The sequence below is a fragment of the Devosia sp. Root105 genome, from assembly GCF_001424865.1.
In the GTDB taxonomy this organism is placed as follows: domain Bacteria; phylum Pseudomonadota; class Alphaproteobacteria; order Rhizobiales; family Devosiaceae; genus Devosia_A.
This window is the reverse complement of record NZ_LMCR01000001.1, coordinates 321,682-339,963: the sequence shown is the minus strand read 5'-3', so window position 1 is coordinate 339,963 and position 18,282 is coordinate 321,682. Positions and strand designations below refer to the sequence as shown.

Here is an 18,282-nt window from a genome sequence, read left to right as displayed (position 1 = left end):
TAAAGCGGTTTCGTAACCGGATTCCCTGCGTTTGTTGTCCTCCGCCATCTCCGCTTTCGCCGAAGGACGATGTGATCGCCTCCCTCCCCCCGCGGCGCTACGCGTCCGGGGGGGGGGGGGTGGTGCGGTGATCACCGATGGACCCCCACCCCCACCACTCCCCTCAAGGGGGAGGGGAGCTCGCGGCCGGTGGACGCCGTACTACCAAACCACCGGATGCACCTCGCCGGTCGAGACGTTGACGAAGCCGTCCGGCGCCAGCGGCGAGGGCGCCACCAGCACCCAGGTCCACGGCGCGCAGGTGAGCGTCGCGAACATCAGCCGCTCCGGAAAGCCCGGGTTCCAGCGCGGCCGGAAGGTCGGCTCGTACATCCAGTCGACCGCTTCTGCGGCGCGGTAGAGAGCCTGCATGTCGGCGTCGAGCTCTGCTGCCGGGCGCTTACTCATCAGCCCGCCGATCTCGAAGCGCACCGTCGCCGTGACCTTGCCCTTGTGCACCAGCGCCCAGCCGCCCTGTGTCTCCCGCAGCGTGTTGACCGCCAGCGCCATGGCGGCGTCCGATGAACCACAGGTCCAGATATTGTGTTTGTCGTGCGCCACCGAGCAGGCGACGGCGGTGTCCGGATCGCGGGGGCCGCAGCCGCGCCAGAACATCTTCGCCACCTTCCCCTCGCCCGAGAAGCGATCGACGATGGCGAACTTGGTGAGGTTCTCGCTTTCGAGCCGCTGCACTTCGCCGTCCTCGACCGGCAGCTCCATGGTGCAGAACTCCGGGTGCCAGTGGAACGGCCGGATCACTGCCGATTGCATGGTCTTCCGCCCCGGCGCCGCCTTGATGGCAAAGTCCCCGGCGGTGATCTCGCGCTGGATATTGATGGTTCGCGTTGCCCATTCCGGCCAGGCGATATCCGGCACCTTGCCGATGAACTTCGTGCCTTCCGAAATCTGCGCCCCATCGGCCCAGACCTTGGCGATTTTCAGCGACGAGACATCGTCGAGCAGCACCAGATCGGCGAACCGCCCAGGCGAGATCGAGCCGACCCAGGGCGTGAGTCGCATGTGCCGCGCCGGGTTGATCGTCGCGCACTGGATGGCGATCTCGGCCGGCAGGCCCGCGGCGATGGCGGTGCGGATATTGTGGTCGGTGGCGCCGGTCTCGAGCGTCAGTGTGGCGCTGCGATCGTCGGTGGCGAAGGCGACCTGGCTCCAGTCGACCAGCCCCTTCTGCAGCAGCCCGGTGACGATCTCGGTCATCGAGTGGATGCGGATCTCGATGAACAGGCCGTGCCTGAGCTTGTCCCAGGCCTCGTCGGCCGTCATCATCTCATGGTCGGAGGCGAGGCCGGCCGCGGCGAAGGCGTTGATTTCGCCGAGCGTGCGGAGGCCCGCGCCGTGGCCTTCGACCACGCCACGCGCCGCGAAAGTCGCCTCGATCATCCCCCATAGCCGTTGGTGCGAGGGGTTTTCCGGGTTCCACACCGCCGGCCAGTCCATCACCTCGTCGAGCCCGGTGACCATCGGGCTGGCGGCCATAAACTTTGCCTGCTCGTCATGGCCGAAATACCCACCGCCCCACTCGTACGCTGTGGGCGGCACGGCCGAGCCGGGCTGCGGGAAAACCTTCAGCGGCGAGCCCGCTTGCCGCGCCGTCAGCCAGAATTCGAGGTTGTGCGGGCCATCGACATTGGAGAATTCGTGGCTCGCCTCGCAGGTCCAGGTATTGCCGCGCGGCATCACCAAGGCCGCTTCCCATTCCGGCGTCAGGTGCGAGCTCTCGATATGCTTGTGCACCTCGCCGAAGCCGGGCACTGCGGCGAGCTTCGGCTCGTGGAAACGCTCCTTGACCTGCCCCTGGTACTCGCCCGTCGGCCCGACCCAGGCGATGCGCTTGCCGCGCATGACGATCTCCTGGTCGTGCATCCAGGTGCGCGAATGGACGTCGAGGAGCTTGCCGACCCGCACCGAGCGGTCGGCCGGGCGCTTGCCCAACGCCACCAGCAGCAGGTCCTGCCGGATTTTGACTTCGTCGGCGGCGGTGATGAGGAGGTCGTCGGGGAGGGAGGTCATAGAGATATCCTATTGATAGAGACGGCCCCCTCCCATCCTCCCCCATGAAGGGGGAGGTGCCCCGCCAGCGTGTTTGGCACGATCGAGCCGCAGCCTCGACTCTTCACCTCCCCCTTCATGGCGGACTTCGAGCCGTCCCGTAGGGCAAATCGCTCCAGTGGAGCGATTTGAGGCGAGAAGGCCATGAGAGCCATGCTCGAATGGCGAGGGAGGGGGCCGTCTGCTTCAGTTGGGCTCAAATTCCGTACTTCTTCTTCCAGATCCCGATCAATCGCAGCGACTCCGCCGCGATCCCCGCGATCAGCTCTTCACCCTTCTGCGCCGTAGCCGGTCGCGGGTCGCCGAAGACGCCCGATCTGTTGAAGGCCGAGAGTTTCATCGGCTCGGCGCCGAACAGCTCCGGGAACTCTGGATATTCCGGTGCGGCGCGCTCCATGCGCACGGTCTCGGGCGCCAGCGCCAGCATCATCGAGGTCTCCACCTCGTCGGCGTGGTAAAAGCCCGGCCCGGCCGGCTCGCTCTCCATCAGCTCGGCGGCCAGCGCTTCGAGCCTGGGATAGTCGAGATGCAGCACCGGAAAACCCGCTTCGCTCAACGCCCGCGCCGCGAGATTGATCGGTTCGCGGTTGCCGAAATGCCCGTTGACGGTGATCAGCCCTTTCACCCCCATGCGCTGCAGTCCGCGGCCGATATCGGTGATCGTGGCGCGCAGCGTTTCGGGCGACAGCGACAGCGTTCCGGCCCAGTCTTCCGCCGTCCAGGCATCGCCATAGGCGATGGCCGGTAGCAGCAGCCCGCCAAAACCCTCGGCGATGCGCTGGGCGACGCCGCTCGCCAGCACCGTGTCGGTGAGGAGCGGCAGGTGCGCGCCATGCTGCTCCACTGCGCCCACCGGCAGCACGGCGATCAGCCCCCGGGCAATGGCGGCGGAGACGTCTTCCCAACTGGCGCTTTGAGTATCGAGCATCAAGCCCACCCTACGATTGACAACGGCGCACGAGGAGCAAGCTTGCCGAAGAGCTCCGTCACACCAAGCGCATAGTCGACATTGCCACCGAGGCGTGTCCCCAGCGCCGCCTCGGCGATGTCGGATGCCTCGTAGCCGTGGGCGATAAGGTTGATGATCGCCGCCTGCAAGGGGCCCATGGTCGGATTGAACGCAACGCTCTCCACCGAGAAGCCCGAGATAATTTGCCCGTCATTGAGCGCCAGCACCACGGCGCCCGGGCATTTGCTGTAGGGCGCATGGGCGCGGCGGCCGGCATCGAGCAGCCGGTCGGCGATGGTCGTGGGCCAGTCATTGGCGGCGAGGTTGAGCGTCGCGTCGTAGGCGCCGGCGATCGCTCCGCGCTCGCCCAGATAGTCCGGGTCGAACGGCCACGGATAGAGCTGCGCCATGCTCAGCCGATGCCCGAGCGGGTCGATCAGTGTCAGCTCGCGGCTGCCGGCAAACTCCGAAATGTACTGCCGGCAGTGGGCGCAGGGATGCGCTTCCCCGATGGCGATGGTTTCGACCGTGGTGCCGCGCGAGGCGGCGCGGGTGAACACGAACCCCTCGCCGTGGATGGTGAAGCCCAGATGCGTGCCGGGGAATTCGACATTACCGCCCAGGATCAGGTTGCCGGTCTCGCGTTCCAGCCCCACTGCACCGACGAAGAAGTTTGAAATCGGCGGCCTTGCGATCCCCCGTGCCGGGGCCAGCGCCAGAAGCATCAACTCCTCGACGCTGCCGAGCCCGAAGCTTTGGCGCAGTATCGTCACTTCGGCGGCGAGCACGATGCTGCCCAGATTATCTTCCGGTCGGCGGGCTTTTGCTGCCACCAGCCTCGTGATTTCTGCGCTGAGCCTGTCGCCGATTTCAGCACTCTGGCGGTCAAAGCGGGCGGCCATATCGGGGTCCGCCTGGAACGGATTGAGGCTCACTTCAGGTGCCTGTGTCCTGCCGCGATTGCATTTGACAAGCGGCTTTTGAGTGTCGTTAGATCGTCATGTAAACCGGTTTACCGGACGGGGGTCAAATGGGTTCAACGCTTATCCACGGGGCGACGGTTCTTTCCGTGGACGCTGAAAATCGGGTGTTCGAGGGTGGCTTCGTCGCCATCCGCGACGGTCGGATCAGCGGTGTAGGACCTCGCGACGGCACTCCCAACCCGTCCGGCTTCGACGAGGTGTTCGACCTGACCGGACACCTCGTCATGCCGGGCCTGGTGAATGCCCATACCCACTCGGTAATGGTGCTGTTCCGCGGCCGCTCGGAAGGCCAGAGCCTGCTCACCATGGCGGGCTGGTACAACTCGATCCGCGAGCCTGAACTATCGCTCGTCGCCTCCGATGTCGGGCCTGCGGTGACGCTGAGCTGCGCCGAGATGGCGCTTTCGGGCACCACCACTTTCTGCGACCAGTATTTCTTCGCCGAGGAGATCGCCGACGCGGTGAAAGACGCAGGGCTGCGCGCCGTCATCGCCTACGGCATCGTGCAGCTGGGCGACGAGCGGCGCGGCGCGGAGGAGCTGGCGAAAGCCACCGCCTTCCTCGAGCAGCAGCGCTCGGCCGATGGCCGCATCATCCCATGGTTCGGCCCGCACGCCCCTTATGTCGATAACACCGAGGCCCTCTTGGTCGAGGAAGTGGCGGTCGCCAACAAATACGGCGTCGGCCTCCACCTCCATATGGCCTGCGGTCCGGAGGACAACGAGGAGACTGAGCGTCGCTACGGCACCACGGCGGCGGTGGCGCTCGAGCAGCTCGGCTTCTTCAAAGGCCGCATCCATGCGGCGCACTGCATCGACCTCAGCGATGAGGATATCGCGGTGTTCGCCCGCGCCCCGCACGCCTCGGTGTCCTACAACGCCTCGGCCGGGCTGCGGTCGGGCCGCGCAGGCATCTGCCCGGCGGTGGATCTGAGGGCCGCCGGGGTCACCGTGGCGCTCGGCACTGACAATGTCGCGGCCAACAATTCCTACGACATGGTCTCCGAGATGCGCGTCGCGGGCCTGGTTGCCAGCCATCGCGAAGGCGTGGCGCAGCCGCTGTCGAGCCGCGACCTCGTGCGCATGGCGACCATCGAAGGGGCGAAGGCGCTCGGTCTCGAGCACGAGATCGGCAGCCTCGAAGTCGGCAAGGCCGCCGACATTGCAGCGTTCGACCTCAGCGGCGCTGGTTATTCCGAGACGCCGGATCCCGAAACCCTGCTGGTCTATTCGGGCAGCGGGCGCGATCTGCGCCACCTTTGGGTGGGTGGAGAGCAATTGGTGCAGAACCGCAGCTTGACGCGCCGGCCCTTTGCCGACATCCGACAGGCTTACTCGGCGACTTACGCCGAGTTCTGGAACCGCGTCCAGCAAGCCAAGACGGACGCCAAGAACAAGAAAGCAGTAGCTTGACCAAACGTACTTTCATTTTTGACAGCGACGGCGGCGTTGACGACGCCCAGGCGCTCATTCTGCTGGTTGCCAACGGCAAGGTGCCAGACCTGATCACCACGGTGTTCGGCAATGTCGGCCGTGACCAGGCAACCACCAATCTCCTCGCCACCTGCGCCCAGCTCGGTGTTTCGATTCCGGTACATCGTGGCGCCGATCGCCCGCTGACCCAGCCGGTCATCGATGCCAAATACGTGCATGGCGACGATGGCCTCGGCGGCGCGCCGCGTCCCCTGAGCCAGGAAACCCATGCCTCCGACGATGGGATCGGCGTCCTGATCCGCACCTTCAACGCGGCCAAAGCCAAGGGCGAGAAGGCCGACATCCTGATGATCGGCCCCCTGACCAATCTGGCGCTGGCGCTTCGCCTCGACCCCTCGATCGTCGACGGTATCGGCACGCTCACCATCATGGGTGGCAATGTCTATGGCCGCGGCAACACCACGCCGGCCGCCGAGTTCAACATCTATGCCGACCCCGAGGGCGCCCATGTGGTGCTGACAGCCGGCATCGAGACGGTGGTGATCCCCTGGGAGCCGTGCCTCACCCACTTCATGGTGGGCGAGAAGATCGACGCGTTGTTTGCCGGGATCCCGGCCTCGCCGCTCAAGACTTTCAACGAGGCGCTGCAGAAGCATGCCCGCGAGAACGGTATCCGCCGTGGCCTGCCCGATCGCTTCCTCTATGTCGACCCGCTGGCGGCCGCCGTGGTGCTCGATCCCTCGATGGTCACCAAGTCGATCGAGGCATCGTCGAGCGTGGCGCTCGCCCCGGGGATCACCCGCGGCATGACGCTGGTCGATCCGTCCGGGCGCCTCGGCACCCCCAAGATTACGTTCGTCGAGGAGGTCGACGTCGCAAAGGTCGACGCGCTCTACGCCGTATCCGCCGCCTATTCCCCCAAGCATTAGAACAAACGCAAACAGGAGTGCGCATGTCTCTGATCTCGACTTTGGCCAAGGCCGCAGCAGGTACTCTGCTCGCCGCCTCGATGATGATGTCGACGGCGATCCCCGCCGCCGCCCAGGAATACACCAAGGACAACCCGCTCAAAGTCGCGCTGGTGCTGCACGGCACGCTCGGTGACAAGAGCTTCTTCGATGACGCCGCCGAGGGCATGAAGACGGCCGAGGCCGAGCTGCCGGTGACCGTTAAGATCATCGAGCTGGGCTATGACCGTTCCAAGTGGCAGGCCGGCCTCGCCGATGCCGCTGACTCGGGCTACGACGTGATCATCGCCGGCACCTTCGACATGACCGGCTACATCGCCGAGCTGTCGCCGGAATATCCGGACGTGAAGTTCATCGATTTCGACGATTCGCCCGATTACAGCGCCTGCGAGTGCAAGAACGTGCTCGGCGTGCAGTACACCACGGCCGCCGCGGGTTATCTCGCCGGCTACGCCGCCGCCAAGATCTCGAAGTCGGCAACGCTGGGCACCATAATCGGCATGGAATTCCCGACCGTCACCGACTTCAAGACTGGTTTCGACCAGGGCGCCAAGGCGGCCAATCCCTCGATCAACATCCTCAACGCCGTGGCCGGTTCGTTCAACGACCCTGCCAAGGGCAAGGAAATCGCGCTCGCCCAGATCAACCAGGGCGCTGACGTGGTGTTCCCGATCGCCGGCGGCACCGGTATCGGCTCGCTCCAGGCGGTCAAGGATTCGGGCAAGCTCGCCGTCGGCGTCGACAGCGACCAGGCCACCATCTTTGCCACCTCCGACCCGGCCCAGGCCGATGTGATCTTCACCTCGGTGCTGAAGAAAGTCGGCCACTCGCTGTACCTGGCGCTCGGCCAGACCATCGATGGCTCCGCCCCCTATGGCTCGCGCCAGCTGCTCGGCATCAAGGACGGCGCCGTCGGCATCGCCAAGAACGCCTGGTACGAGAAGCTCGTGCCGGCTGACGTGCGCGCCGAAGTCGACGCCATCGAAGCCAAGATCATCGCTGGCGAGATCGAAGTCGCCACCGATATGAAGTAATCTGACGGGCCCCGCGGCAAAACGCGGGGCCCACTTTGTTTTGACGGTGCGCAGAGCGGGGCAGCATGGCGCTTCTGGAAGCAATCGGGATCGGCAAGACCTATCCCGGCGGGGTTGTGGCCAATGACGGGGTGAACCTGGTCATCGAGCCGGGCGAGGTTCACGCCGTGGTCGGCGAGAACGGCGCGGGCAAATCCACCCTGATGAAGATCCTGTTCGGCATCGAACAGCCCAATGCCGGTACGCTCCTGCTCGACAGCAAGCAGGTGCATTTTTCGAAGCCGCGCGAAGCCATCGATGCCGGCATCGGCATGGTGTTCCAGCACTTTTCGCTGGTTCCGAGTTTTTCCGTCTACGAGAACGTGGTGCTCGGTTCCGAGCCCCGGACCGGCATCCGGCTCGATCGCAACAAGGCGATCGCCGAGGTGCAGGCGCTCAGCGACAAGTTCCGCCTGAAGGTCGATCCGCTGCCGCCGGTGGGCTCGCTCCCCGTCGGCCAGCAGCAGCGTGTCGAGATCCTCAAGGCGCTCTACCGCAATGCCCGCATCCTGATCCTCGACGAGCCCACGGCCGTGCTGGCGCCGCAGGAAGTGCAGGAGCTGTTCGTCGCCATCCGCTCGCTGGTGGCGCAGGGCAAGACGGTGATCTTCATCGCCCACAAACTGCCCGAAGTGCTGGAGATCTCGAACTCCATCACCGTGATGCGGCAGGGCAAGACGGTCGGACAGGTTAAGACCAAAGAGGTCACCGAGAAAAGCCTCGCCGCCATGATGGTGGGGCGCGAAGTGAGCCTCCGGGTCGAGCGCAAGCCGACCGAGCAGACCGAGCGGGTCGCGTCGGTCAGTGGCCTCCGCATCGTCAATGCGCGCGGCACTGAAGTGGTCGCTGGGCTCGACCTCAACGTCTATGCCGGCGAGATCGTCGGGCTGGTGGGCGTCGAAGGGAACGGGCAGGCCGAGACGCTCGAGGCCATCGCCGGGCTGCGGCATGTGGCGGCCGGCGACATCGTCGTCGCCAACCAGAACGCCGGCCCGCTGACCGTACTGCAACGGCGCGGCCTCGGCCTCGCTTCGATTCCCGAGGATCGCATCGCCGAGGGGCTCTCCACCGGCTCGACCGTGGCCGAGAACCTCGTCGCCACCCGGCTCAACGATTCCCGTTATGTCCGTGGTGGCCTGCTCGACCTCAAGGCGATCAAGGCCAACGCGCTGCGGCTGATCGAGCAGTTCTCGATCCGCGTCGGCGGGCCCGGCTCGGCCGTGGGCACGCTCTCGGGCGGCAACATGCAGAAGGTGGTGGTGGCGCGCGAACTGAGCGAGCAGCCGAAACTGCTCCTCGTCAACCAGCCCACCCGCGGCGTTGACCTCGGCGCCACGCAGTTCATCTGGCGCACCATCACCGATGCCCGCGACAAGGGCGCCGCGGTGCTGTTGAGCTCGGCCGACCTCAGCGAATTGCTGGCGCTCAGCGACCGGCTGCTGGTGCTCTATCGCGGCAAGATCGTTGCCGCCTTCCTCAATACTCCGGACCTCACCCCCGAAACGCTCGGCACTTACATGCTCGGGCTTTCGACCCAGACGGCAGACGAAATGCAGGCGGCCCTCAAATGAGCAACATTCCCGCCATCGACCGCAACTCCCGTTTCAAGACCATCCGCCGCGAAGTCGGCCGCGCCGTCGGCGCCCTGGCGATTGCGCTGCTCGTCACCTTCATCGTCGTGCTGCTTACCTCCAAGGCGCCGCTTGACGCTATCACCCAGCTGCTCACCGCCCCGGCCTCGAAGCCGCGCACTATCGGGCTGTGGCTCGACGATGTCGCCAAGCTCACTATCACCGGGCTGGCTTTCTCGCTGGTGTTCCAGGCCCGGCAGTTCGCCATGGGGGTGCAGGGGCAGGTCTATATCGGCGCCCTGGCCGCCAGCTACGTGGCGCTGTCGCCGCTCGGCGCCAGCTGGGCCGGCATTCCCCTGGGCATCACCGCCGCCATGCTGGCCGGCGCCATCTACGGGTTCCTGCCCGGCATCGCCAAGGCCAAGCTCGGCGCCAACGAGATCGTCTCCTCGCTGATGCTGAACTACATCGCCATCGAGGTGTGCAATTTCCTCGTCCGCACCAGCCTGCCCAAGCCGCAGGCGGGGGTGCTGACCACCAACGATTTCCCTGACAGCGCCGTGTTCCCGCAACTGATCAAGCTCGAGGGGCTCAACGTCCCCCGGCTTGATCTCGGCCTCGTCTTCGCGCTGGTCGCGGTGCTGGTGGTGTGGTTCGCGCTCTATCGCACCAGCTGGGGCCTGAAGCTCCGGCTGGTCGGCCATAACGCACGCTTCGCAGAATACTCGGGCATCAAGGCGACCTTCATCATGGTCTCGGCGATGACCGCGTCCGGCGCGCTGGGCGGCCTGCTCGGCTCGATGTTCGTGCAGGGTCAGGGCTATGGCAAGCTGACGGTGCTGTTCGAAGGCGGCCTCGCCTTCGAGGGCATCCTCGTCGCCATCGTCGCCCGCAGCCGGCCGTTGGCGGTGCCGGTTGTCGCGCTGTTCTACGGTTATCTCAGGCAAGGCGCGCAATTGATGAACATCCGCACCGACGTGCCGGCGGAGGTGATTGGCGTCGTCACCGCGATCATCATCCTCTTGGTCTCGTCGTCCTTCTCGCTCAACTTCATCACCAGGCTGTTCAAGCGCAGCCCGTCGCCATCAGTTGCGCCTGCTGCCGTCGGGGGTGCCGCCAAATGATGGAACTGCTCATCACTGTCTTTTCGGCCACCTTCTTCGTCACCATCATCCGCACCACGACGCCTTTGCTGCTGGCGACGCTGGGCGGCCTCATCGCCGATCTCGGCGGGGCGCTGAACGTGGCGCTCGAGGGCATGATGCTGATCGGCTGCCTCACCGCGGTGATCGTCTCGGTCTATGCCCCGTGGTACGTCGCGGTCGCCGCCGGGCTCGGCGCCGGGGCGCTGCTCGGGCTGATCATGGCGTTCTTCGCCTTCCGCCTGAAGGCCGACATCATCCTTGTCGGCTTCGCCATCAACATCCTCGCGGCCGGCGGCACGGTGTTCGCACTGGCCATCGCTACCGGTGGCGACAAGGGCACCTCGATCAATCTCCAGAGCAAGGCCGTTCCGGCGGTCGACCTCAGCTTCCTCAGCGCCATCCCCGGCATCGGCCCGGTGCTCAAGTCGTTCCTCTCCGGCCACTCGGTGCTGAGCTGGCTCGCGGCCTTCCTGGTCTTTGCGGTCTGGTACTTCCTCTACCGCACGCCCTGGGGCCTGTGGCTGCGCGGCGTCGGTGAGTATCCGGCGGCGCCGGAAGCGGCCGGCATCCCGGTCAACAAGATCCGCACCTGGAGCCTCATCGTCTCGGGCGCGCTGGCCGGCCTCGGCGGTGCGCAACTCGCCATGTTCAACTATGTCGGCTTCACCCGCGACATGACCGCCGGCCGCGGCTTCATCGCGCTCGGCGCGGTGCTGCTCGGCGCCCGCCACCCGGTCGGAGCGCTGCTCGCCGCGCTGCTGTTCGGCGCCTTCGAGGCGCTGGCGGTGGTGATGCCGGGCCTCTTCAACGACATCCCGGCCGAGCTCATCCGCATGATCCCGTTCGTCGTGACCATCGCCGCACTGGTGCTGTTCTCGATCCGGGCCCAGCGCGCGCTGGCTTTGCGTGGGGTGAAGTAGGCGGCGCGCCGAAGCGCGATGCCCTCAAGCGAAAACTTGGGCTTAGCGCAGCTAAGTCCTTAGTTTTCGCCAGCGAGCGGGGGCGTGCGGAGCCACCGTGCCCGCTCACACCCCCTCGATCCGTACCGCAAACTCCCCGCGCACCAGCAGTGGCCCCACGCCTCCGTCCAACCGGCCAAGCCGGACCAGGTCGCGGGTGCTTTCGTATCTACCGTGGAAGAACGCCAGGTTGCCCCAGGGCACGTAGTAGCAAAGGTCTCCTGGGGCGGCGTCCGGGACCGGGCCGCGCACCAGCGCGGTGAGTTTCTCCGGCAGGTAGGCGATCTTCTCGTTGCCGCCGAAATCCGACATCGTCAGGTCGAGCGGCAACATGGCGGCGAATTCGCGGGCCGAGGCGTTGTCCTCGAGGCTCGCGGTGAAGCGCTGGTCGCCGAATGCAATATGAATTCTCATCGCCCCACCTTCCTGCCCCTGGCTGACGCCCGGCAACGCCGCACCGAGCATCAGTCCTCGAAGCACTTCGCGCCGCCGCATCATGCCACCTCGCCGGCGAGTTGTGGATTGGACGCGGCCCGCGCCGCCAGCGCCGTCGCAGCGGCCAACAGCACCGCCGCGAGGACGAAGGGCGCCCACCATCCCTCGGTGTCGAACAGCAGGCCGCCACCAAACGCTCCGAGCGTAATGGCCACCTGGACCAGCGCCACCTGCAAGCCGCCGCCGGCCTCGAGCTCGTGCGGCATGACCCGGGTCATCCAGGTCCCCCAGGCGACGGGGATCGGGGTGGTCAGGACGCCCCAGAGAACGAGCAACGCCGCGGTGAGCCCCGCGATATGCCCCAGCGGGATCAACAGCACGGCCAACACGGCAAGGAGACCCGGCACTGCGACGAGCACCAGCTTCAGGTGCGTGCGCATCAGGTAGCCGGCAAGCGCCGTGCCGAGGAGGCCGCCGAGGCCGAGGCCGAGCAGCACCAGCGACAGCGCGTTGACGTCGAGGCCGGTCACCAGTTCGAGGAAAGGCCGCAAGTAAGTGGAGAGCGCGAACTGGCCCATGAAGGCCAGCGCCGTGGCGGCCATGCCGACCGCGACGACTGGGGTGCGGAGCAGGCCGAGCATGCGCCGTGGCGAAACTTGCCGGTCGGGGGCGAGGCGCGGCAGCACCAGCCACTGCCAGATAAGGCCCAAAAGCCCGATCGGCACGACAATGGCGAAGGCGCCGCGCCAGCCCACCAGCCCACCGAGAAAGCTGCCGAGTGGGGCGGCGATGACCGCGGCGAAGGCGGTGCCGCCCTGCAGCATGGCGAGCGCCTTGGGCAGGTCAGCGGGCATCGACAGCCGGGCGAGGATGGCCGTCGAGAGCGACCAGAAGCCGCCGATGGCCACCCCGACCAAAGCGCGCCCGAGCATGAACACCAGGTAATCGGGCGCGAAGGTCACTGCCAGCCCGGAGGCGATCAGCACCACGGTGTAGCCGAGCACTACCGTCCGGCGATCGAGCCGCGACAACAGGCTGTTACCGAACAGGCTGGTCAGCACCGCAAAGAAGCCGGAGACGGCGATGGCCTGGCCAGCCTGCCCTTCGGTGATCAGGAGGTCCGCAGCGATCGGGGTGAGCAGGCTCACCGGCATGAATTCCGAAGCGATGAGCACGAAGGTGAGCAGCGACATGCAAACCACCGCCCCCCAGGACGTGCGGGAGCGGGGCAGGGTAAGGTCGTCCGTTGGCGCTGGCATGGGTGAGCTCTTGATCGGGGCGAGCACCGTGGCCGCGGCCAGCCAGTCGAACTGGGCGCCGACCCCGCCGGTCAAGGCGCGTTCCCAGAACGCTTCGCGGGTCATCGGTTGGTGATCGGGTTTCGGCATGCAGGGAACATAGTCCCCGCTGACTTCGCCGATTATTCGCTGTAATTGTCTTGGACTTATCGGCTCTTGATATCAATCGAGCGGAGATGATCCGATGCAACGGCGCGACCTGACCGACATGCTGTGGTTCCTGGCGGTGGCCGAGGAGCGGAGTTTCACCCGGGCAGCAGCCCGGCTCGGCACCTCGCAGCCGACGCTGAGTCAGGCGATCAAGCAGCTCGAGGCGCGGCTGGGCCTTCGCCTCCTGACTCGCACCACCCGCTCCGTCGCCCCCACCGAAGCCGGCGAGCGGCTGCTTGAAGCGCTGGCGCCACGCATCGAGGGGCTGGAAACCGATATCGACGCCTTGATGGCGATCCGCGACAAGCCGTCCGGGACGATACGGATCACCCTCTCCGACCACGCGCTGGAAAGTGTGGTGTGGCCTAAGCTCAGGCAGCTGATGCGTGACTATCCGGATATCCGGCTCGAGCTCAACAGCGATAACGGCTTTCGCAATATCGTCGAGGAGCGGTTCGATGCGGGCGTGCGGCTGGGTGAAAGTCTCGACAAGGATATGATCGCGGTGCGCATCGGACCGGATTGGCGGCTCGTCGCCGTCGGCTCGCCGGATTATTTCGCGCGGCGGCCGGCGCCGCAGCATCCGCAGGAGCTGGTCAACCACATCTGCATCAACCAGCGGCAGATCCGCTCGGGCGGGCTCTATGCCTGGGAATTCGCGCGAGACGGCCGCGAGCTGCGGGTCCGGGTGGACGGACAGCTCATCTTCAACACGTCTTACGCGCAGATCGATGCGGCGATCGGCGGCTACGGCATCGCTTACCTGCCGGAAAACCTGGTCGAGGCGCACATCGCCTCGGGCCGGCTGGTCCAGGTGCTCGACGACTGGTCGCCAATGTTCCCCGGCTACTACCTTTATTACCCCAGCCGCCGCCAGAACTCGCCGGCATTTTCGGTGGTGGTGGAGGCGCTGCGCGTGCGGGGTGAAGGAAGTGCCGCCCCCATCTCCGCTGCAGGGGGATGAGCATCGAGCGTGGGGCCTTAATAGTTCAGCTCAGTGAACCTAGCGGCCCGTCCATCATAGAGCAGCAACCGCCCGACCAGCGGCTCGCCCACGCCGGTGATCAGCTTGATCGCTTCCATCGCCATCAGCGTGCCGATGACGCCGGTGACGGCGCCGATGACGCCGACCACTTCGCACGAGGGGAGGTCGGCTTCATCAGGCGTATCGGGGTAGAGGTCGCGGAACTGCTTGCCCTGCGGCATGAACACCGTGACCTGGCCGTCGAACATCGAGACGGCCCCCGAGACCAGCGGGAGCTTCGCCGCCTCGGCGGCTTCGGCGACGGTCTGGCGGGTGCCGAAATTGTCGGTGCCGTCGATCACCATGTCGTAGCCGGCGAGCAGCCGCGCCGCGTTCTCCGAGTTGATGCGCTCGATATGCGGGATGTATTCGACATGCGCATTGAGCCCGGCAACGAATGTCCCGGCGCTCTCGGCCTTGGGCGTGCCGATGCCGATGCTCTGATGGATCATCTGGCGCTGCAGGTTGGAGAGCGACACCGTGTCATGGTCGACCACCCCGAGCGTCCCCACCCCCGCCGCCGCCAGGTAGGCGATCAGTGGGCTCCCCAGCCCACCGGCGCCGATCACCAGCACGCGGGCCGCTTTCAGCTTCTGCTGGCCATCGCCGCCGACCCCGCGCAGCACGATGTGGCGCGCATAGCGCTTGATTTCCTCGGGGCTGAGCGCAGCCGCGGCAGCGTCCGTCATGGACGGTTCACGATCGGCACGGCAATGAAGCGCCGGTCGGGACCCTCGAAGCCACGCGAGAACACCGAGACGATGGCGACCGGCGTCAGGTTTCGCCACGCCCAGTTGACCGGCGCGACCACGGCGCTCAGCTGGTAGTCGATAGTGCAGTTGCGCGACGCGGGGACGGATTCGTCACGATACATCTGCGTCGCCATGCGGTCGGAGGGCTCGAACGTCAGGGCAAAGCCCACCGGCGGCTCGAAGCCGAAATCCTCGACGCAGCGAACCGTGGAGGTCGAGGGGAAGGTCGTGAGGCTGAGCGTCGCGGTATCGTCCGGTTCCGAGAGCCCGAAGCCGGGCGTCCCGAACCTGATGACCTTGCGATCCTCGACCGGCTCCGCGTCGGCATGCAGCGCGGCGAACACCGCCGGCTCGGTGATCTCGAGCTTGGCCAGTGCTGCGGCGGCGGCAGCGGCCGACTTGGCGCGCACCCCGGCAAGACCGGGCTGCTCTTCCTCGAGCATCACCCGGAACGGCGAGCCGCCGGCCCATTTGTCCTCGGCGACGTCGAGGATGAAGATGTTGGAATAGGGAAAGCCCGAGCCGTCCTGGACGCCGAATTCCTCATAGGCGAGGTAGCGGCCATCAGCGGAAAAGCCGAGTGCGGCGAAATCGGCGGCGTCACCGGCAAACGCCGGAGCGGCCGCCAGTGCCAGAAGGCTAGCGACCAGTCGAACCGAAGCCGCCTGCACCACGCTCAGTCGCATCGAGATTCTCCCTGAGTTGGAAGTCTATGCCCGAAACCGGCGCCACCACCATCTGGGCGATGCGGTCGCCACGCTGGATGGTGAATGGGGCGTCGCCGTGATTGATCAGGATGACTTTGATCTCGCCGCGATAGTCGGCATCGATCGTGCCGGGCGTATTGAGCACGGTGACGCCGTGCTTGGCGGCGAGGCCTGAGCGCGGCCGCACCTGCGCCTCGTAGCCGGCCGGCAGCGCGATCGCCATGCCCGTTGGCACCAGCGCCCGTTTGCCTGCCTCGATGATGACGGTCTCGGAAGCGCCGAGCGCGGCGAGGAGATCCACTCCTGCCGCGCCCGTGCTCTGTTGCCGCGGGGCTTCGAGGCCCCGGCCGTGATCGAGCCAGATGAAATCGACTGTGACCCGATCCGTCATGGTCAGCGGGTATCGACGATCGCGAACAGCTCTTCGGGCAGGTTGGCGTTGCCGTCGAGCAGTTCGGTGAAGTTCAGCACCATCTCGGCGGTGTTGTCGCCGACCTTGGTCATGTTGGTCTCGGTGATGCGCTTGCCCTTGATGCGGATGGTGGCGGTGTGACCCTCGAAATAGGTCTTCATCATCGCCTTGGTCTGGGCATCCTGTTCACCACCGGCGCCTTCACTGATCTGGCTGGTCATCTCGTTGGTCTTGAAGGCCACGCGCACCACGCCCGGGCTCACCACGGTGATGCTGGTGTCGGAGTTCGGGCCGTCACTATCGGCGGTCAGCGTGGTGAGGTCGCCTTCCTTGATCGAGGTACAGGTGCCGCTGCCATCCGCATTCTCGGTCAGCACGTCGCCTTCTTCCTTGCAGAACGCATCGGACGAATCGGCCTTCTCGCCGCCGGCCTCGGCCATCTGCTTGATCATTGGATAGAACTCGGAGCCCACCGTCATGACGGTGGTGGTCTTGCCGGTAGTCTCGCTCAGCACGTCGATTTCGGCCGTAACGTCCATGCAACCGGCAAGCCCGGCGCTCAGCAGCACGATGCCGGCCAGCCGGGAAATGGTCTTCAGGGTCATGAAATTCTCCTCAACATCGCCCGCCGCATCGCCCCCGTTGTAGGAGCCGGTCCCAAGCGCCGCAAGCTCATGCCGCCTCGGTATTGCCCCAGTGATGAACGCTTGATGAACCGTCGTTCACCGGCCGTCTACCCCCATGGGGCGCTACCGCATCCCGGCAGGGCGAGGTGAAATCACAGCCCGAGCAGCCGCCACAAGGCGACCAGGAGGACCGCCGCCGCGAGCCAGAATCCGCTGACCAGCATGAAGCGATTGAACTTCCGATCGGGCGAATTCTTGTCACGTTCATAGTCGTCAAGCGCGGTCTCGGCCTTGCTGGCGATGTCAGGCAGGCGCCCGAGCATAGTCACCACGGTGTCGAAGTGATCCTTCAGTTCCTCGAGCCGGCCGAGCGGCCCTGCCGAGCGGCGCACCCAGTCGCCGACGATCGGCTCCGAGATGGTCCAGATATCGAGCTCGGGGTCGAGCGCCCGCGCCACGCCTTCGACCAGCACCATGGATTTTTGGAGGAGGATCAGCTCCGGGCGCGTCTGCATCTCGAACAGCTCGGTGGTGGCGAACAGCTGCCCCAGCACCTTCGCCATCGAGATGTCGGAAACGCGCCGGCCATGCTGCGGCTCGCCGATGGCGCGCAGCGCCAGCGCGAACTCGTCGATCGACTGGCTGCGCGGCACATAGCCGATCTCGAAATGCCGCTCGGCGATCAGCCGGTAATTGCGGGTGATGAAACCGTAGAGGATGTCGGCGAGAAAGCGCCGCTCGCGCCGGGTGATGCGGCCCATGATGCCGAAATCGACGGCAACGATGTTCTGCGTTTTGGGGTCGGCGAACAGGTTCCCCGGGTGCAGGTCGGCGTGAAAGAAGCCGTCGCGCACGGTGTGGCGGAGGAAGGATTGCAGGAGGTTCTTCGCCAGCGCCTGGCGATCGACACCCGCCGCATCGAGCGCCGCGTTGTCGCGGATCGGGATGCCGTCGACCCAGGTGGTGGTGAGCACGGTATCGGAGGTAAAATCCCACATCACCTTGGGGATGACGAAGCCGGTATCGTCCTTGATGTTCTCGTAGAACTCCGAGATCGCCGCCGCCTCGAGCCGAAGGTCGAGTTCGATCCGGGCCGAGCGGTCGAGCGTCGCCACCACGTCGACCGGCCGCAGCCGCTTTAGCTTGGGCACCAGCGTCTCGGCGAGTTTTGCGCCGGCATACTGGCTCTCGATGTCGGCGCGGAAGCGCTCGCGGATGCCGGGTCGGAGGATCTTCACGGCCACGGTGCGCCGGCCGTCCTCATCGGTGAGGGTGGCCTTGTGCACCTGGGCAATGGAAGCGGCGGCGACCGGCGCCGAGAAATCGGTGAACTCTTCGGCCCGTGCGCCCAGGGCTTCCGCGAGCAGCCCCGGGACGAGCTTGTCGTCGAACGGGTCCATCTTGTCCTGCAGCACCGCGAGATCGGCGGCGACCTCCGCGCCGACGATATCGGGGCGGGTGGCGAGCGTCTGGCCGAGCTTTACATAGGTGGGGCCGAGCCGGTTGAGCGCGCGGGTCAGCCGCTCGACCCGGCCGGAGCGCTTCACCTCGCCGCGTTCGAACAGCCGGCCAAAGCGCACCCCGGCCTGCATCACCGGCGGCAGCGCATCGTTATCGAAGATCGACAGCGCGCCTTCGCGCGCCAACACGAAGCCGGCCCGGGCCAGGCGGAGATAGGCAGCGAGCCCCAT

17 protein-coding genes are annotated in these 18,282 nt (G+C 66.1%); 7 read left to right on the top strand and 10 right to left on the bottom strand.

From position 1 onward, the window contains the following. Positions 1-201 precede the first annotated feature (201 nt). The 3 genes from ASC68_RS01600 to ASC68_RS01590 all read right to left on the bottom strand — a co-directional run bounded on the left by ASC68_RS01600 (position 202) and on the right by ASC68_RS01590 (position 3,990). The gene (locus ASC68_RS01600) at positions 202-2,067 is read right to left on the bottom strand and encodes an adenine deaminase C-terminal domain-containing protein (protein WP_055873750.1); all 1,866 of its coding nucleotides are present in this window, start codon (positions 2,065-2,067) and stop codon (positions 202-204) included. A gap of 235 nt (positions 2,068-2,302) precedes the next feature. Continuing rightward, on the bottom strand, positions 2,303-3,034 hold the full coding sequence (locus ASC68_RS01595; RefSeq protein WP_055873747.1) for a creatininase family protein: 732 nt from the start codon (positions 3,032-3,034) through the stop codon (positions 2,303-2,305). Next, positions 3,034-3,990 (bottom strand): cytidine deaminase, encoded by a 957-nt coding sequence (locus ASC68_RS01590; RefSeq protein WP_055873744.1) that lies wholly within the window; start codon positions 3,988-3,990, stop codon positions 3,034-3,036. Before ASC68_RS01590 ends, ASC68_RS01595 begins: the two co-directional genes overlap by 1 nt. A 134-nt stretch (positions 3,991-4,124) precedes the next feature. Between ASC68_RS01590 and ASC68_RS01585 the strand changes: the two genes are divergently transcribed. The 6 genes from ASC68_RS01585 (at position 4,125) to ASC68_RS01560 (ending at position 11,148) form a co-directional block, all read left to right on the top strand. After that, complete coding sequence (locus ASC68_RS01585; protein ID WP_197421004.1) at positions 4,125-5,450, top strand: amidohydrolase; 1,326 nt, start codon at positions 4,125-4,127, stop codon at positions 5,448-5,450. After that, complete coding sequence (locus tag ASC68_RS01580) at positions 5,447-6,400, top strand: nucleoside hydrolase (RefSeq protein ID WP_156384482.1); 954 nt, start codon at positions 5,447-5,449, stop codon at positions 6,398-6,400. Before ASC68_RS01585 ends, ASC68_RS01580 begins: the two co-directional genes overlap by 4 nt. A 23-nt stretch (positions 6,401-6,423) precedes the next feature. Continuing rightward, positions 6,424-7,473: a BMP family ABC transporter substrate-binding protein gene (locus tag ASC68_RS01575; RefSeq protein WP_055873738.1), complete on the top strand. Its 1,050-nt coding sequence runs from the start codon at positions 6,424-6,426 to the stop codon at positions 7,471-7,473. Between the two features lie 65 nt (positions 7,474-7,538). Further along, entirely contained in the window at positions 7,539-9,083 is a 1,545-nt protein-coding gene (locus tag ASC68_RS01570) for an ABC transporter ATP-binding protein (RefSeq protein WP_055873735.1), read from the top strand. Next, positions 9,080-10,207: an ABC transporter permease gene (locus ASC68_RS01565; RefSeq protein ID WP_055873732.1), complete on the top strand. Its 1,128-nt coding sequence runs from the start codon at positions 9,080-9,082 to the stop codon at positions 10,205-10,207. The genes ASC68_RS01570 and ASC68_RS01565 overlap by 4 nt, the downstream gene beginning before the upstream one ends. After that, the gene (locus ASC68_RS01560; protein WP_055873729.1) at positions 10,204-11,148 is read left to right on the top strand and encodes an ABC transporter permease; all 945 of its coding nucleotides are present in this window, start codon (positions 10,204-10,206) and stop codon (positions 11,146-11,148) included. Before ASC68_RS01565 ends, ASC68_RS01560 begins: the two co-directional genes overlap by 4 nt. A gap of 105 nt (positions 11,149-11,253) precedes the next feature. On the opposite strand, the gene ASC68_RS01555 is transcribed toward ASC68_RS01560, so the two are convergent. Together ASC68_RS01555 and ASC68_RS01550 are read right to left on the bottom strand one after the other, a co-directional pair. After that, positions 11,254-11,601, bottom strand: coding sequence for a cyclophilin-like fold protein (locus ASC68_RS01555; RefSeq protein ID WP_055875898.1), 348 nt, complete (start codon positions 11,599-11,601; stop codon positions 11,254-11,256). Between the two features lie 80 nt (positions 11,602-11,681). Next, positions 11,682-12,881 (bottom strand): MFS transporter, encoded by a 1,200-nt coding sequence (locus tag ASC68_RS01550; RefSeq protein WP_055875895.1) that lies wholly within the window; start codon positions 12,879-12,881, stop codon positions 11,682-11,684. A 223-nt stretch (positions 12,882-13,104) separates the two neighbouring features. On the opposite strand from ASC68_RS01550, the gene ASC68_RS01545 reads away from it, so the two are divergent. Continuing rightward, the gene (locus tag ASC68_RS01545; protein ID WP_055873727.1) at positions 13,105-14,034 is read left to right on the top strand and encodes a LysR family transcriptional regulator; all 930 of its coding nucleotides are present in this window, start codon (positions 13,105-13,107) and stop codon (positions 14,032-14,034) included. 17 nt (positions 14,035-14,051) lie between these two features. On the opposite strand, the gene moeB is transcribed toward ASC68_RS01545, so the two are convergent. The 5 genes from moeB to ubiB all read right to left on the bottom strand — a co-directional run bounded on the left by moeB (position 14,052) and on the right by ubiB (position 18,282). Next, a complete protein-coding gene (gene moeB / locus ASC68_RS01540) occupies positions 14,052-14,783 on the bottom strand; it encodes a molybdopterin-synthase adenylyltransferase MoeB (protein ID WP_055873724.1) in 732 nt (243 codons plus the stop codon). Then, on the bottom strand, positions 14,780-15,532 hold the full coding sequence (locus ASC68_RS01535) for a DUF2259 domain-containing protein (RefSeq protein ID WP_055873721.1): 753 nt from the start codon (positions 15,530-15,532) through the stop codon (positions 14,780-14,782). The genes moeB and ASC68_RS01535 overlap by 4 nt, the downstream gene beginning before the upstream one ends. Beyond that, entirely contained in the window at positions 15,486-15,944 is a 459-nt protein-coding gene (dut, locus tag ASC68_RS01530; protein ID WP_055873717.1) for a dUTP diphosphatase, read from the bottom strand. Before dut ends, ASC68_RS01535 begins: the two co-directional genes overlap by 47 nt. Positions 15,945-15,946: 2 nt before the next feature. Continuing rightward, positions 15,947-16,570 (bottom strand): hypothetical protein, encoded by a 624-nt coding sequence (locus tag ASC68_RS01525; protein ID WP_055873714.1) that lies wholly within the window; start codon positions 16,568-16,570, stop codon positions 15,947-15,949. 173 nt (positions 16,571-16,743) lie between these two features. Continuing rightward, on the bottom strand, positions 16,744-18,282 hold the full coding sequence (gene ubiB, locus ASC68_RS01520) for a 2-polyprenylphenol 6-hydroxylase (protein WP_055873711.1): 1,539 nt from the start codon (positions 18,280-18,282) through the stop codon (positions 16,744-16,746).

Bases quoted from the DNA above. Each gene is read 5' to 3' on its own strand.
- ASC68_RS01600 (WP_055873750.1), bottom strand. From the start codon at position 2,067: ATGACCTCCCTCCCCGACGACCTCCTCATCACCGCCGCCGACGAAGTC.
- ASC68_RS01595 (WP_055873747.1), bottom strand. From the start codon at position 3,034: ATGCTCGATACTCAAAGCGCCAGTTGGGAAGACGTCTCCGCCGCCATT.
- ASC68_RS01575 (WP_055873738.1), top strand. From the start codon at position 6,424: ATGTCTCTGATCTCGACTTTGGCCAAGGCCGCAGCAGGTACTCTGCTC.
- ASC68_RS01570 (WP_055873735.1), top strand. From the start codon at position 7,539: ATGGCGCTTCTGGAAGCAATCGGGATCGGCAAGACCTATCCCGGCGGG.
- ASC68_RS01565 (WP_055873732.1), top strand. From the start codon at position 9,080: ATGAGCAACATTCCCGCCATCGACCGCAACTCCCGTTTCAAGACCATC.
- ASC68_RS01560 (WP_055873729.1), top strand. From the start codon at position 10,204: ATGATGGAACTGCTCATCACTGTCTTTTCGGCCACCTTCTTCGTCACC.
- ASC68_RS01555 (WP_055875898.1), bottom strand. From the start codon at position 11,601: ATGAGAATTCATATTGCATTCGGCGACCAGCGCTTCACCGCGAGCCTC.
- ASC68_RS01550 (WP_055875895.1), bottom strand. From the start codon at position 12,881: ATGCCAGCGCCAACGGACGACCTTACCCTGCCCCGCTCCCGCACGTCC.
- ASC68_RS01545 (WP_055873727.1), top strand. From the start codon at position 13,105: ATGCAACGGCGCGACCTGACCGACATGCTGTGGTTCCTGGCGGTGGCC.
- moeB (WP_055873724.1), bottom strand. From the start codon at position 14,783: ATGACGGACGCTGCCGCGGCTGCGCTCAGCCCCGAGGAAATCAAGCGC.
- ASC68_RS01535 (WP_055873721.1), bottom strand. From the start codon at position 15,532: ATGCGACTGAGCGTGGTGCAGGCGGCTTCGGTTCGACTGGTCGCTAGC.
- dut (WP_055873717.1), bottom strand. From the start codon at position 15,944: ATGACGGATCGGGTCACAGTCGATTTCATCTGGCTCGATCACGGCCGG.
- ASC68_RS01525 (WP_055873714.1), bottom strand. From the start codon at position 16,570: ATGACCCTGAAGACCATTTCCCGGCTGGCCGGCATCGTGCTGCTGAGC.
- ubiB (WP_055873711.1), bottom strand. From the start codon at position 18,282: ATGGGGCTCGCTGCCTATCTCCGCCTGGCCCGGGCCGGCTTCGTGTTG.